Origin of the sequence: Streptomyces sp. CB01373 (genome assembly GCF_002803075.1) — a bacterium.
Taxonomy (GTDB): Bacteria; Actinomycetota; Actinomycetes; order Streptomycetales; family Streptomycetaceae; genus Streptomyces.
Genome location: NZ_NNBK01000006.1, coordinates 280,444 through 295,097, shown reverse-complemented (window position 1 = coordinate 295,097; position 14,654 = coordinate 280,444). Strand labels below are relative to the sequence as shown.

Annotated in this window: 13 protein-coding genes; 5 read left to right on the top strand and 8 right to left on the bottom strand. The window is 71.6% G+C overall.

The features are described from left to right. Positions 1-12 precede the first annotated feature (12 nt). Entirely contained in the window at positions 13-501 is a 489-nt protein-coding gene (locus CG719_RS11870) for a DUF3180 domain-containing protein (RefSeq protein WP_100568522.1), read from the top strand. A 57-nt stretch (positions 502-558) separates the two neighbouring features. Here the strand turns inward: CG719_RS11870 and folE are convergent, their stop codons facing one another. The 6 genes from folE to dacB all read right to left on the bottom strand — a co-directional run bounded on the left by folE (position 559) and on the right by dacB (position 8,496). Beyond that, a complete protein-coding gene (gene folE / locus CG719_RS11865; RefSeq protein WP_100568521.1) occupies positions 559-1,164 on the bottom strand; it encodes a GTP cyclohydrolase I FolE in 606 nt (201 codons plus the stop codon). A 119-nt stretch (positions 1,165-1,283) separates the two neighbouring features. After that, complete coding sequence (ftsH, locus tag CG719_RS11860) at positions 1,284-3,323, bottom strand: ATP-dependent zinc metalloprotease FtsH (protein ID WP_199836605.1); 2,040 nt, start codon at positions 3,321-3,323, stop codon at positions 1,284-1,286. A gap of 184 nt (positions 3,324-3,507) precedes the next feature. Then, entirely contained in the window at positions 3,508-4,068 is a 561-nt protein-coding gene (gene hpt, locus CG719_RS11855) for a hypoxanthine phosphoribosyltransferase (protein ID WP_100568520.1), read from the bottom strand. A gap of 76 nt (positions 4,069-4,144) precedes the next feature. Continuing rightward, positions 4,145-5,338 carry a tRNA lysidine(34) synthetase TilS gene (gene tilS, locus CG719_RS11850; protein ID WP_100568519.1) on the bottom strand — a complete coding sequence of 398 codons (1,194 nt, stop codon included), beginning with the start codon at positions 5,336-5,338 and terminating at the stop codon, positions 4,145-4,147. Between the two features lie 193 nt (positions 5,339-5,531). Continuing rightward, positions 5,532-6,671, bottom strand: coding sequence for a zinc-dependent metalloprotease (locus tag CG719_RS11845; RefSeq protein WP_100568518.1), 1,140 nt, complete (start codon positions 6,669-6,671; stop codon positions 5,532-5,534). Between the two features lie 214 nt (positions 6,672-6,885). Continuing rightward, positions 6,886-8,496, bottom strand: a complete 1,611-nt coding sequence (gene dacB, locus CG719_RS11840; protein ID WP_234375521.1) for a D-alanyl-D-alanine carboxypeptidase/D-alanyl-D-alanine endopeptidase — start codon at positions 8,494-8,496, stop codon at positions 6,886-6,888. A gap of 79 nt (positions 8,497-8,575) precedes the next feature. Between dacB and CG719_RS11835 the strand changes: the two genes are divergently transcribed. Together CG719_RS11835 and CG719_RS11830 are read left to right on the top strand one after the other, a co-directional pair. After that, complete coding sequence (locus tag CG719_RS11835) at positions 8,576-9,067, top strand: inorganic diphosphatase (protein WP_100568598.1); 492 nt, start codon at positions 8,576-8,578, stop codon at positions 9,065-9,067. Positions 9,068-9,187: 120 nt separating this feature from the next. Next, a complete protein-coding gene (locus tag CG719_RS11830) occupies positions 9,188-10,933 on the top strand; it encodes a threonine/serine ThrE exporter family protein (RefSeq protein WP_100568517.1) in 1,746 nt (581 codons plus the stop codon). A gap of 40 nt (positions 10,934-10,973) precedes the next feature. Here CG719_RS11830 and CG719_RS11825 read toward each other — a convergent pair whose 3' ends face one another. Beyond that, positions 10,974-11,894: a DedA family protein gene (locus CG719_RS11825; protein ID WP_100568516.1), complete on the bottom strand. Its 921-nt coding sequence runs from the start codon at positions 11,892-11,894 to the stop codon at positions 10,974-10,976. 157 nt (positions 11,895-12,051) lie between these two features. Between CG719_RS11825 and CG719_RS11820 the strand changes: the two genes are divergently transcribed. After that, positions 12,052-12,417: a YbjQ family protein gene (locus CG719_RS11820; protein ID WP_100568515.1), complete on the top strand. Its 366-nt coding sequence runs from the start codon at positions 12,052-12,054 to the stop codon at positions 12,415-12,417. Positions 12,418-12,483: 66 nt separating this feature from the next. On the opposite strand, the gene CG719_RS11815 is transcribed toward CG719_RS11820, so the two are convergent. Continuing rightward, complete coding sequence (locus tag CG719_RS11815) at positions 12,484-13,245, bottom strand: MerR family transcriptional regulator (protein ID WP_100568514.1); 762 nt, start codon at positions 13,243-13,245, stop codon at positions 12,484-12,486. A 109-nt stretch (positions 13,246-13,354) separates the two neighbouring features. Between CG719_RS11815 and CG719_RS11810 the strand changes: the two genes are divergently transcribed. Continuing rightward, a complete protein-coding gene (locus CG719_RS11810; RefSeq protein ID WP_100568513.1) occupies positions 13,355-14,638 on the top strand; it encodes an ion channel protein in 1,284 nt (427 codons plus the stop codon). The last annotated feature ends 16 nt before the right edge of the window (positions 14,639-14,654 follow it).

The window sequence follows — 14,654 nt, the reverse complement described above, 5'->3', positions numbered from 1 at the left end:
TGAAGGGACACCGTGAGAGAGCTGCGTATCAGGCTGCTGGCAGGCGTGTTCGTCGTCGCCGGAGTGCTGTCCTGGGCGGGTGCCCGGCTGTGGACCGCGGTGGGGACGCTCCCCGGCGTCCCGCTGGCCGCCCCCATCGTCCTCGCCCTGATCGCCGCCGTCCTCCTGGCCACGGCGCTCTCCCTGCGGGCCCGGCTGAAGGCACAGCGCGAGCGCAGGCCCGGCGCCAAGGGTGTCGACCCCATGATGGCCGCCCGCGCGGTCGTCTTCGGCCAGGCCAGCGCCCTGGTCGCCGCCCTCGTCGCCGGCGTGTACGGCGGCACGGGCGTCGCCCTGCTGGAACTCCTTGACATCCCCGCCCGCCGCGACCAGGCCTTCTACGCCGGTTTCTCGGTCCTCGCCGGGATCGCGGTGATAGCGGCCGCCCTGTTCCTCGAACGGGTCTGCAAGCTGCCCGAGGACGACGACCAGAACCCGCCGGGGGCGCAGCCGACGGCATGAGCCCGGCGGACGGCGTACGCCGGCTGAGCGGGCGGGCGCGGCCGGGCTCCGGGCGCGTCAGCGCGCCATGATGAGGCTCATCGCCTCGTTCCGCGTCGCCGCGTCCCGCAACTGACCGCGCACCGCCGAGGTGATGGTCTTCGCGCCGGGCTTGCGGATGCCCCGCATCGACATGCACATGTGCTCGCACTCCACCACGACGATCACACCGCGCGGCTCCAGGATGTCCATCAGAGAGTCCGCGATCTGGGTGGTGAGCCGCTCCTGCACCTGCGGGCGGCGGGCGTAGACGTCCACGAGCCGGGCCAGCTTCGAAAGCCCCGTGATCTTCCCGTTGGTGGAGGGGATGTAGCCGACGTGCGCGACGCCACGGAACGGCACGAGGTGGTGCTCGCAGGTCGAGAACACCTCGATGTCCTTGACCAGCACCATCTCGTCGTGACCCAGGTCGAACGTCGTCGTCAGCACGTCCTCGGGCTGCTGCCACAGGCCCGCGAATATCTCTTTGTACGCCCGGGCCACCCGTGCCGGTGTCTCCCGCAGGCCTTCACGGTCCGGGTCCTCGCCGACCGCGATGAGGAGTTCGCGAACGGCGTTCTCGGCGCGCTTCTCGTCGAACTCACCGAGGAAGCCCTCGCCGTCCAGCGTCACGGGGTCGGTCATGTGAAGCCTCGTTCCTGTGTGTCTGATCTGCGGGCATGCGAAATGCCGCGTCCCCCAGGCTAGAACCTGGGGGACGCGGCATGCATTCCGGGGCAGGTGGACCCTGCGCGGGCCTCCGGTCAGTTGTCCGGACGGTCCTCCGGCACCTGCTCCGTGGCCGGGGCGGGCTCCGTCGCCGTGGACTTGACGGTGCTGATCGCCGCCGTCGAGCCGTTGGCTCCGTTCGTCAGCGCGAGCTCCTTCGGGGAGAGCACCGGCGGGCGGGTCGACGGGGTCCGGCGGGACGAGCCGGTCCACGCGGGCCGCGGCGGCCGCTTGACGATCTGGGAGAAGACCTCGGCGATCTCCTCCTTGCCCAGGGTCTCCTTCTCGAGGAGGGCCAGGACGAGGTTGTCGAGGACGTCGCGGTTCTCGACCAGGATCTCCCAGGCCTCGTTGTGCGCGTTCTCGATGAGCTTCTTGACTTCCTCGTCCACCAGCGCGGCGACCTCTTCCGAGTAGTCGCGCTGGTGAGCCATCTCACGTCCGAGGAACGGCTCGGTGTTGTCGCCGCCGAACTTGATCGCGCCCAGCCGCTCGGTCATGCCGTACTGGGTGACCATCGCACGGGCCGTGGTGGTGGCCTTCTCGATGTCGTTCGCCGCGCCCGTCGTCGGGTCGTGGAAGACCAGCTCCTCGGCCGCGCGGCCGCCCAGCATGTAGGCGAGCTGGTCCAGCATCTCGTTGCGGGTCGTGGAGTACTTGTCCTCGTCGGGCAGGACCATCGTGTAGCCGAGGGCCCGGCCGCGGGACAGAATCGTGATCTTGTGGACCGGGTCGGAGTTCGGCGAGGCCGCCGCGACCAGGGCGTGACCGCCCTCGTGGTACGCGGTGATCTTCTTCTCCTTGTCCGACATGATCCGGGTCCGCTTCTGCGGGCCCGCGACCACGCGGTCGATCGCCTCGTCCAGCATGTGGTTGTCGATCAGCTTCTTGTCACTGCGGGCCGTGAGCAGCGCGGCCTCGTTCAGGACGTTGGACAGATCGGCACCCGTGAAGCCGGGGGTGCGGCGGGCGACGGCGGACAGGTCGACGTCGGGCGCGACCGGCTTGCCCTTCTGGTGGACCTTGAGGATCTCCAGACGGCCCTGCATGTCGGGGCGGTCCACGGCGATCTGACGGTCGAAGCGGCCCGGACGCAGCAGCGCCGGGTCGAGGATGTCGGGCCGGTTGGTGGCCGCGATCAGGATCACGCCGCCCTTGACGTCGAAGCCGTCCATCTCGACCAGCAGCTGGTTCAGCGTCTGCTCGCGCTCGTCGTGACCGCCGCCGAGGCCGGCGCCGCGGTGGCGGCCGACCGCGTCGATCTCGTCGACGAAGACGATCGCCGGGGCGTTCGCCTTGGCCTGCTCGAACAGGTCGCGGACACGGGAGGCGCCGACGCCGACGAACATCTCGACGAAGTCGGAACCGGAGATCGAGTAGAACGGAACGCCGGCCTCGCCCGCGACAGCGCGCGCGAGCAGGGTCTTGCCGGTGCCGGGCGGGCCGTAGAGCAGCACGCCCTTGGGGATCTTCGCCCCGACGGCCTGGAACTTGGCCGGCTCCTGGAGGAACTCCTTGATCTCGTGGAGCTCCTCGACGGCCTCGTCCGCGCCCGCCACGTCCGAGAACGTCGTCTTCGGGGTGTCCTTGGTGATGAGCTTGGCCTTCGACTTGCCGAAGTTCATCACCCGGGAGCCGCCGCCCTGCATCTGATTCATCAGGAACAGGAAGACGACCACGATGAGGACGAAGGGGAGCAGCGTGAGCAGGATGCCGACGAAGGGGCTCTGCTTCGACGGCGAGACCGTGTAGCCCTTCGGGATCTGCTTGTCCTGGTACTTGGTCTGCAGCGTGTTGGCGATGGTCACGCCCTGGTCGCCGATGTAGCTCGCCTGGATCTTCGAGCTGCCGTCGACCTTCAGGCCGTCCTTGAGCTCGACCTTGATGGTCTGCTCGTCGCCCGTGACCAGCTTGGCCTGCTGGACCCTGTTGTCATTGATCGCCGCAACGACCTTGCCCGTGTCAACCGTCTTGTAGCCGCCGGACTGACCGACGACATTCATCAACACGACCACGGCAAGGACGGCCAGCACGATCCACATGACCGGCCCACGGAAGTATCGCTTCACGTCCATCCATACGGAGCGGTGCCGCCCCGTCCCTCCTGCCACAGTGAGTTTGATAAGACAGTTCTTCTGACGGTACCCCAGCATCGGGGCTCGAAGCCGCACGGTAGGGCCGACGTATCCGTCTGCTTGCTCCAACGGCTCCGGCGCCGCCGGGGTTCCCGATCACGTTCCGCGCTTGAGCCCTTCGGGGTCAGCCGCCGTAGACGTGGGGTGCGAGCGTACCGACGAACGGCAGGTTCCGGTACTTCTCGGCGTAGTCCAGGCCATAGCCGACCACGAACTCGTTCGGGATGTCGAAACCGACCCACTCCACGTCGATGGCGACCTTCGCGGCCTCCGGCTTGCGCAGCAGCGTGCACACCTTCAGGGAGGCGGGCTCGCGCGAGCCGAGGTTGGAGATCAGCCAGGAGAGGGTCAGGCCGGAGTCGATGATGTCCTCGACGATCAGGACGTGCCGGCCCTTGATGTCGGTGTCGAGGTCCTTGAGGATCCGCACCACGCCGGAGGACTGGGTGCCCGCGCCGTAGGACGACACGGCCATCCAGTCCATGGTGAGCGGGGTGGACAGCGCCCGGGCGAGGTCCGCCATGACCATCACCGCGCCCTTGAGGACGCCGACGATCAGCAGGTCCTTGCCCGCGTACTCCGCGTCGATCTTCGCGGCCAGCTCGGCCAGCTTCGCGTCGATCTCTTCCTTGGTGATGAGCACCTTCTCGAGGTCGGCACCCATGTCTTTCGCGTCCACCCGCATCACTTTCGGTCGTCTCACCGGCGTCGACGGCCCTCCTCCGGACTCCGCGTCAGCGGACCGGCTGGAGGGGCCCTGTTCAGCCTTGCCGAATCACCAGTCTGCCACCCTGCCGCTGGGCGACCACCCTGCCGGGCAGGTTGATGGCCTTCTGCCCGCGCCAGCCGGTGATCAGCCGGTCGACCTCCTCGATGTGCCGGGCGAACAGCGACCCGGCCGGAGCGCCGGCGTCGATGGCGGCCCGGCGCAGGATGCGGCGGCGTACGGCGGGCGGCAGGGCGTACAGCTTGGCGCACTCCAGGCGGCCGGCGTCGTCGCGGACGGTGGCCTCGGCCTGACCGGCCCAGGCGTCGAGGGCGTCGGCGTCGTCGCGGGAGAGCTGGGCGGTACGGGCGAGGGCCTCCACGACGCCCTTGCCGAGGGCCTTCTCCAGGGCGGGGAGGCCCTCGTGGCGCAGCCGGGAGCGGGTGTAGGCCGGGTCGGTGTTGTGCGGGTCGTCCCAGACGGGCAGGGACTGGACCATGCAGGCCTTGCGGGCGGTCTGCCGGTCGATGTGCAGGAAGGGGCGGCGGTAACGGCCGCCGGCCCCCGAGACCGCGGCCATTCCGGACAGGGAGCGGATGCCGGAGCCGCGGGCGAGGCCGAGGAGCACCGTCTCGGCCTGGTCGTCGCGGGTGTGGCCGAGCAGGACGGCGTGGGCGCCGTGGCGCTCGACCGCGGCGTCGAGGGCGGCGTAGCGGGCGTCACGGGCGGCGGCTTCCGGACCTCCGTCGCGGCCGACGGTGACGGCGACGGCCTCGACCGGGTCGAGTCCGAGGGCACGCAGCCGCTGGGCGACCTCGTCGGCGCGCATCTCGGAGCCTGCCTGCAGGCCGTGGTCGACGGTGACACCGCCGGCCCGGACGCCGAGCCTGGGGGCCTCGAAGGCGAGGGCGGAGGCGAGCGCCATGGAGTCGGCGCCGCCGGAGCAGGCCACGAGCACGAGCGGCGACGGCGGACGCTCGTGCGGGGCCGGTGTGTCCGGTGCGGCATGCGCCGCCGGTGCGGCGTGGGCGGCCGGCGAGCCGTGGGCGGCATGCGCGGCGGTCGCCCGGACGCGGCCCGGTTTCGATGCGCCGAGCGGGGGCTGCCCTGGGAGTTGCGCGGCCAGGGGGCCGGGCCGAGCGTGCGCGGCCGGTTGCGCGGGGTGGGGCGAGAGCTGTTCGTCGAGGATGTCGTGGAGGACGCGGCGTACCGCCAGGCGTATCGCCGCGACCGCAGGATGGGGACCCATGTCCGGTTCCCTTCACGGAGTCTTCGGGGGGTGAGCCCGATATCGGTCACTCAGAGTGCGTCGATGGTGACAGAAACAGGCCGTTCCCCGAGCATTGCACGCCTACGCATGGCTCACGGTCCCTCGGACGAGTGATTGAAGCGGCGTTCGCCTGCCGTAGGCCGGATTCCTCGTCCGGACGTCGCACACATGGTCACGGTTCGGCCCTGCGGTGCACCCGTGCGATCCAGTCCGCCGGCTTCGAGATCTCCCCCTTGGTGGGGAGGGTGTTGGGGGAGGTCCACACCCGGTTGAAGCCGTCCATGCCGACCTGCTCGACGACCGCGCGCACGAAGCGCTCGCCGTCGCGGTACTGGCGCAGCTTGGCGTCCAGGCCGAGCAGCTTGCGCAGGGCCATGTCCAGGCGGGAGGCGCCCTTGGCACGGCGCTGCTGGAACTTCTCGCGGATCTCCGCCACGGACGGCACGACGTCCGGGCCGACGCCGTCCATCACGAAGTCGGCGTGGCCCTCCAGGAGGGACATCACGGCGGTGAGGCGGCCGAGGATCTCGCGCTGAGCCGGGGACTGGACCATCTCGACCAGGGAGTGGCCGCCGTCGTCCTCCTCGGCCTCGGGACGGCCGCCCGCCAGGGACTGGGCGGCCTCGCGGATGCGCTCCAGGAGGGCCATGGGGTCGACGTCCGTCTCCGCCAGGAAGGACTGGATCTCGCCCTCGAGGTGGTCGCGGAGCCAGGGCACGGCGGTGAACTGCGTGCGGTGCGTCTCCTCGTGCAGGCACACCCACAGCCGGAAGTCGTGGGGGTCCACGTCGAGTTCGCGCTCGACGTGGACGATGTTGGGGGCGACGAGCAGCAGCCGGCCGCCGCCGGGCGAGCCGTCACCGGCCGGCAGGTCGCGGGTGGCGGGGGCGAAGGTCTCGTACTGGCCGAGGACGCGGGAGGCGAGGAAGGACAGCAGCATCCCGAGTTCCACGCCGGTGACCTTGCCGCCGACGGCGCCGAGGACCGCGCCGCCGGGGGTGCCGCCGCGCCGCTCCTGCATCTTGTCCAGGAGCGGTTTGAGGATCTCCCGGAAACCGGCGACGTTCGCCCGGATCCAGCCGGGGCGGTCGACCACGAGCACGGGGGTGTCGTCCGTCCCGCGCGTACCCAGGCGGGTGAAGCCGCGCACGTGCCCCTCGGACGCCTTGGCGTGCCGGCGCAGTTCCGCGACGACCGCCCGGGCCTCGTCCCGGCTCACCTCGGGCCCCGGCCGCACCAGCCGGGTCGCGGTCGCGACCGCGAGATTCCAGTCGACCATCCCGGAACTTGCCGCACCACCGATGCTCGTCATGCGTCAACGGTACGTGAGCCCCGCCACTCGGGGCAGGCCGTGACGCTGGGCGAATGTGCCCTTTGTGTGCCGGCCGCGCCCCCGGTGCACCGAGTCGCCCCCGGGACGCCCGGGTCCGCCGGGACCCGGCTCGGTGCAGGGCTGGGCCACCCGTGCGGTCGCGGCAGAGGGCCGGTACGAAGCCGGCGGGGCCCGCCGCGCCCGGGCCGGGCCGTCAGGTGCAGGCGCAGGTAGCCAGGGTGGTGGCCGCGTGGTCCAGGGCCGTCTGAGCCGCTTCCGGGGCCGTGGTGTCCTCCGCGAGGAAGGCGAAGGCCAGGAGGTGGCCGTTGCGGGCGACGAGCGTGCCCGCGAGGGTGTTGACACCCGTCAGCGTGCCCGTCTTGGCCCGTACGAGCCCGGCCGCGCCGTCCGCGTAGCGGCTGGTCAGGGTGCCGGTGAAGCCGGCGACGGGGAGGCCGGTGAGGACCGGGCGGAGGGCGGGGTCGGCCGGGTCGGCCGCCTTGGCCAGCAGGGCCGTGAGCAGCTCCGCGGTGAGCCGGTCGGCGCGGTCGAGTCCGCTGCCGTCGTGGAAGTCGGCGCCCGTCAGGGGCAGGCCCAGCTTCTTCAGCTGGGCGGTGATCGCGGCGGCGCCCCCGGCGAAGTCGGGCCGCCCGCCCGTCGCGGTGGCCGTCTGGCGGGCCAGGGCCTCGGCGATGTCGTTGTCGCTGTTGGTGAGCATCCGTTCGACCAGGCTCGACAGCGGGGGCGAGGAGACGGCGGCCAGGGTCTCCGCGCGGCCCGTCGCCCCGGCCGCGCCGGCGACCGTGGTCCGTACGCCGTGGCCGGACAGCAGGTCGGCGAAGGCGCGGGCCGCGTCCGCCGCCGGGTCGGCCACGCGCGGGGCCGGGCCGCTGGTCGAGTCGCCGGTGCGGCCCTCGTCGGCCATCAGGGCGGTGACCGGGGCGAGGTTGTCGTTCACGCCGATGGGGTGCAGGGAGGTACCGGCGTACAGGGTGGTGTCGTAGGAGAGCGTCACCTCGGTCACATGCCGCTTGCTCAGCGCGGTCGCCGTGTCGGCGGCGAGGGTGCGCAGGCTGGCCAGGTTCCCGGCGTCCTTGCGTGCGGTGAGCGTGGGGTCGCCGCCCCCGATCAGGACGAGTTTCCCGGTGCCGGGTTCCAGGGCGGCGCGGGTGGTGAGCCGGTGGTCGGCGCCGAGGGCGGACAGCGCGGCGACGGCGGTGGCGATCTTGGTGGTGGAGGCGGGGACGTGCGGGTCTCCGGCGGCCTGGCCGTAGAGCCGCTCGCCGGTGGTGACGTCGAGGACGGCCGCCGCGTGGCGGGTGCCGAGGGCGGAGTCCCGCAGCAGCGGGTCCAGGGCGGCCACGAGGGCCGTGGTGTCCGACGCCGGCCGCGCCGGGTCGCCGGCCCCGCCGAGGCCCACCAGCACCGGAACGGCACTGGGCGCGGGCTTCGCCCCGCCGTCCAATCCGGATACATCGGACGCATCCGACGGATCCGGCGTACCGGTCCGGCGACCGTGATCTGCGCCACCCGTGCGCCCCAGGGCCGCGGCCCGGTCCCGCTCGGCCGTACGCTGGCCGGAGGAGTCCCAGGGCCCGGCGGCGGTCACCACACCGGCGGCGAGCGCCAGCCCGGCCGTGGCGGCACCCGCGGTGTACTGCCAGGTCTTCGGCTTGGTGAGCCGCGTTCCGGCGGCCTCCGTGAGTTGCGCGACCCGCGGTCTCACGGTCCGCGCGGCCCGTACGAGCCCCGGCCGTGCGGCCCGTGCGAGACGGGCCAGGCGCGGTCTCGCGGCCCGCCAGGCTCTCAGCTCCGGCACGACCACCAGCCCCTTTCGCGATCACACACCTGCGTGAGGGACACTTAATCACCAGAACTATGTGCTGATCATGGAGGAGCCACCGGTGGAGTTCGACGTCACGATCGAGATTCCGAAGGGTTCGCGGAACAAGTACGAGGTGGACCACGAGACCGGTCGTATCCGCCTGGACCGTCGACTCTTCACTTCGACCAGCTATCCGGCGGACTACGGCTTCGTCGAGAACACCCTCGGCGAGGACGGCGACCCGCTGGACGCGCTGGTCATCCTGGACGAGCCGACCTTCCCCGGCTGCCTCATCAAGTGCCGCGCGATCGGCATGTTCCGGATGACCGACGAGGCCGGCGGCGACGACAAGCTTCTGTGCGTGCCGGCGTCCGACCCGCGTGTGGAGCACCTGCGGGACATCCACCACGTGTCGGAGTTCGACCGCCTGGAGATCCAGCATTTCTTCGAGGTCTACAAGGACCTGGAGCCCGGCAAGTCCGTCGAGGGCGCCGACTGGGTGGGCCGCTCCGACGCCGAGGCGGAGATCGAGCGTTCCATCAAGCGTTTCCAGGAGCACGGCGGTCACTGAGCCCCGCGCCTCCCACGCGCCGCACCGTCCCCACGGGGGCGGTGCGGCCGTTCGCATACCGGTGCCTCCGTCTGCGCATACTGAGGCAGACGGAAGGTGTCGTTCAGGGAGCGTTTCTCAGTGACGGACGCGGAGGACCGCAAGCCGCAGTCGGACGAGGCGCGGAGTGCGTTCAGGGTTCCCGCCGGGTCGTCGGTGACCCAGGTGACCCAGGTGATCCCGGTCGTACCGGCGGCCGAGGCGGAGTCGTCCACGACGTCCGAGTTCGCCGTGCCCGAGGGGCTGACGGCGCCCAGGACGGGGACCGCCGAGTCGGAGACCACGTCCGAGTTCGCCGTGCCGAACGGCCTCGACGTCACTCCGCCGCCCGTGGTGGAGCCGGAGGGATCCGCCTTCAGCCTGCCGAGCACCTACAGCGCCAGCCAGGCCCCGCCCGCCTTCACCCCGGCGGGCGGCACCCCGGCGGTCAACCTGCCCCATGACGTCCCCTGGCAGGACCGGATGCGCACCATGCTGCGCATGTCGGTGGCCGACCGGCCCGCGCCCGAACCGGTGCACAAGGCGGCGGAGGAGGGCGGCCCCGCCGTCCCACGCGTGCTCGACCTGACCCTGCGTATCGGCGAGCTGCTGCTCGCGGGCGGTGAGGGCGCCGAGGACGTGGAGGCGGCGATGTTCGCGGTCTGCCGTTCCTACGGCCTGGACCGCTGCGAGCCGAACGTCACCTTCACCCTGCTGTCGATCTCCCACCAGCCGTCCCTGGTCGACGACCCCGTGACGGCGTCGAGGACGGTACGCCGCCGGGGCACCGACTACACGCGCCTGGCGGCCGTCTTCCGGCTCGTCGACGACCTGAGCGATCCGCAGAACCACCTCTCCCTGGAGGAGGCGTACCGGCGGCTGGCGGAGATCCGCCGCAACCGGCACCCCTACCCCGGCTGGGCGCTGACCGCGGCCGCCGGGCTGCTCGCGGGCACGGCCTCCGTCCTGGTCGGCGGCGATCTGATCGTCTTCGTGGCCGCGGCGCTCGGCGCGATGCTCGGCGACCGGCTGGCGTGGCTGTGCGCGGGGCGCGGACTGCCGGAGTTCTACCAGTTCACGGTCGCCGCGATGCCGCCGGCCGCGCTCGGCGTCGCGCTCACCGCGGCGCACGTCGACGTGAAGGCGTCGGCCGTCATCACCGGTGGACTGTTCGCGCTGCTGCCGGGGCGGGCGCTGGTGGCGGGCGTGCAGGACGGCCTGACCGGCTTCTACATCACCGCCTCGGCGCGCCTGCTGGAGGTCATGTACTTCTTCGTCGGCATCGTCACCGGCGTACTGCTGGTCCTGTACTTCGGTGTGAAGCTGGGCGCCGTCCTCGACCCGGACGCCGCGCTCGCCATGAGCCGACGGCCGGTGCTCCAGATCGTCGCGGCGATGCTGCTGTCGCTGACTTTCGCCGTGCTGTTGCAGCAGGAGCGGTCCACCGTGCTCCTGGTGACGCTCAACGGCGGTGTCGCGTGGTCGGTGTACGGCGCCATGCACGACGTCGGCAACATCTCCCCGGTGGCGTCCACGGCCGTGGCGGCGGGCCTGGTGGGCCTGTTCGGGCAGTTGCTGTCCCGCTACCGGTTCGCGTCCGCACTGCCGTACACGACCGCCGCGATCGGGCCGCTGCTACCGGGTTCGGCGACGTACTTCGGTCTGCTGTCGATCGCGCAGAACCATGTCGACAACGGGCTGGTGTCGCTGGCCAAGGCGGTGTCGCTCGCCATGGCCATCGCGATCGGGGTGAACCTCGGCTCGGAGATCTCCCGGCTGTTCCTGAAGATGCCGGGCGCCGCCTCCGCCGCGGGGCGCAGGGCCGCGAAGCGGACCCGCGGGTTCTGACCCGCGGGCGCCCGGCCCCCGCACTTCCTACGAGGACTTCCTACGGGGCGCGGTAGTAGCCGCCGTTGTCCGGGTACTGCGGGTTCTGGTCGTAGCCGCCCTGGCCCTGCTGCTCGCCGTAGGGCTGCTGCGGGTACGGCTGCGCGTACTGCTGCTGGCCGTAGCCGTACTGCTGCTGCTCCTGCGGGGGCTGGTTCTGCCCGCCGTACTGGTGCGGCGGCTCGATGCGGCGCAGGCGGGTCGTGGCGTCGTCCATGACCGGCTGCTGGAACTGCTGCGGCTGCTGCCCGTACGGGGCGGCGGGCTCCGGGGCCGGGGCGGCCGGCTCCTCGGGGGCCTTCTTCTCCTTGGAGCGGGCGCGCAGGAACTCGATGATGATCGGGACCACCGAGACGAGGACGATCAGGATGAGGATCGCCTCGATGTTGGCCTTGACGAAGCCGATGTTGCCCAGCCAGGAGCCGAGGAGCGTCACGCCCGCGCCCCACAGCACACCGCCGATGACGTTGAAGATCAGGAACGAGCGGTACCGCATGCCGCTGACGCCCGCGATGATCGGCGTGAACGTGCGCACGATGGGCACGAAGCGGGCCAGGACCAGGGACTTCGGGCCGTACTTCTCGAAGAACTCGTGCGCCTTGGTGACGTTCTCCTGCTTGAACAGGCGGGAGTCCGGCCGGTTGAAGAGCGACGGTCCGACCTTCTTGCCGAACATGTAGCCCGCCTGGTCGCCCAGGACCGCGGCGAGGCAGATCAGGGCGATGGCGCCCCACAGCGGGAAGTCCAGCTGCTTCGACGTGATCAGCAGACCGCAGGTGAACAGCAGGGAGTCGCCCGGCAGGAAGAAGCCGATGAGCAGACCCGACTCGGCGAAGACGATGAGGAGCAGGCCCCAGATACCGAAGGAGTTGAGCAGGTGGTTCGGATCCAGCCAGCTCGGGCCGAGGGCAAGCGTCGTCACGGTTCCGGACTCCTGAGGGGTGGGGTGGTACGGCGTCGGGGGCGAGGCGAAGCCTCGTGCGGTGCCGCACAAAGCTACCAACGCAAGGTATACGCCCAAGGTTCCATGAGTGCCCGGGGGATGGCGCCGCACGGTCCGCTCACGCCAAGCTTGCTCCATGAACATCGAGGAATACGGCGGCGGCCAGGAGCCCGAGCCGGACGTGCTGGTCGTGACGACGAACGAGGTATCCGGCCACCGGGTGGAGAAGGTCATCGGCGAGGTCTTCGGGCTGACGGTCCGGTCCCGGTATCTGGGCAGCCAGATCGGGGCGGGTCTGAAGTCGATGATCGGCGGTGAGCTCAAGGGGCTCACCAAGACGCTGGTGCAGACCCGCAACCAGGCCATGGAGCGGCTCGTCGAGCAGGCACGCGCGCGGGGCGCCAACGCGGTGCTGGCCTTCCGCTTCGACGTGACCGAGGCGGCGGACGCCGGCACGGAGGTGTGCGCCTACGGCACCGCCGTGGTCCTGGTCCGGGAGTGACCGCCCGGGGCCCGGGTGCCGGACACCCGGGCCCCTCCTTTTTCCTCCGGCGTTCCCGCGGCGTTCCTACGACGTGTGCCGCTCGGCGTTGGCCAGGATCGCGTCGTGCAGGTACGCGGCCAGGCCCGGCCGGATCTTCTCGTAGGTGGCGGTGAAGCGCGGGTCGGCGACGTACATCCGCGCCAGGCAGCTGTGCATCTCGTGCCCGCAGTCGTAATAACTGCCGGAGATGAACCGGCGGTGCTCCTCGGCCACGTCCATGGCGGCCTCGGAACCGGCCGGTGTGCCCGCGTCGAGCAGTGCCGCCATGCGCCGGTGGATCGCGTCCTGCTCCTCGGTGAGCCGCTTCCAGTCCTCCTTGGTGTACGAGGCGGTACGGCGCTGGGACTGCCGGTAGGCCTCCGTGCCGCCCCAGCGCTGCCCGACCTCGTCGGCGTATCGCTCGGGGTCGTGGTCGCCGAAGACCTCGAACCGCTCCTCCGGGGTGAGATCGATGCCCATCCTGCGTGCCTCCATGGCGTGCTCCACGGCCGCGGCCATCTCCTTCAGCTTCTCGATCCGGGCGGTCAGCAGTTCGTGCCGGCGGCGCAGGTGCGCGGCCGGATCCGCCTCCGGGTCGTCGAGCAGGGCCGCGACCTCCTCGAGCGGGAAGCCGAGCTCCCGGTAGAACAGGATCTGCTGCAGCCGGTCGAGATCCGCGTCGCCGTAGCGCCGGTGGCCCGCGTGGCTGCGCTCGCCCGGGACGAGCAGGCCGATGTCGTCGTAGTGGTGCAGGGTGCGCACCGTCACTCCGGCGAATCCGGCGACCTGTCCCACGGAGTAGCTCACTTCCGCTCCTTTCTCGGTACGTGGTCCACGGTGGCTCCTCACGCCGCGTGAGGTGCAAGCGTGTTTCGTTCCGGATGTTGTGTCGCTTTCGTCCGCTTATCGTGAGCCCGTGGCCCAGGACACCGCGCAGCAGGCACCGACCGCCCCGGCGGCCCCGGCCCGCGCCCTGCTGCCGCTGATCCTGCCCGCACTGGTCGTCGGGGTCGGCTCCAGTCTGCTGTTCCTGCTGGTGAGCGGGGTGGCGGAACGGTTACAGGGGGTTCTGTGGGGGAGCCTGCCCGATGCCCTGGGCATCGGGCGCTACTCGGTCGTCTGGATGCTGGTCGTGCTCACCGCGACCGGCGCTCTGGTGGGACTGGTGGTGTGGAGGGCGCCGGGGCACGCCGGACCGGACCCGGCGACGCTGGGTCTGACGGCAGCCCCGGTGGCGCCGGCCGTGCTGCCGGGGCTGCTGGTGGCCGCCGTGCTCATGCTGGCCGGCGGGCCGAGCCTCGGCCCCGAGAACCCCCTCATCATGGCGAACGTGGCCCTGGCGTTCGCGCTGGGCCGCCGGCTGCTGCCCCGGCTGCCGGGCGCGCTGTGGCCGGTGCTGGCGGAGGCGGCGACGATCGGCGCCCTGTTCGGCACCCCGGTGGCCGCCGCGCTCGTCGTCTCCGAGGCGCTGGCCGGGCGGCCGGCCAAGGGGGCGCTGTGGGACAACCTCTTCGCGCCGCTGGCCGCCGGGACCGCGGGCGCCCTGACGACCGCGCTGGTCGCCCGCCCCACCTTCGACCTGGGTCTGCCTCCCCTCGGCCGGCCGCACTGGGGCGACCTCCTGGCCGCGCTGGTGACCGCCTTCGCGGCCGCGCTGCTCGGCCTGCTCGCCGTGTACGCCTTCCCCTATGTCCACCGTGCCTTCTCCCGGCTCGGGCATCCGATGCTGGTCCTTCCCGCCGGTGGGCTCGTGCTCGGTCTGCTGGCGGTGCTCGGCGGTCCTCTGACGCTCTTCAAGGGGCTGTCGGAGGTCACGGAACTGGCCCGCGATCCCGGGGCCTGGACGGCGGGGCAGTTCGCGACCATGACCGTGGTGAAGCTGGCCGCGCTGCTGGTCGCCGCGTCCTGCGGGTTCCGCGGCGGGCGGATCTTCCCGTCCGTGTTCGTCGGCGCCGCCTTCGGGCTGACCGCGCACGCCCTCGTGCCCGCGGTGCCCGAGTCGCTCGGCGTGGCGGCGGGCGTGCTGGGCATACTCCTGGCCGTCACCCGGCAGGGCTGGGTGAGCCTGTTCACGGCCGCGGTACTCGTGTCCTCGCCGGCCGTCCTCGCTCTGCTGTGCGCCGCCTCGCTGCCGGCCTGGCTGCTGGTGACCGGCAGGCCGCTGATGCAGCTCGGGAAGGACGGTACGGCGATCCGCTGACCCCGCAGCCCCTCCC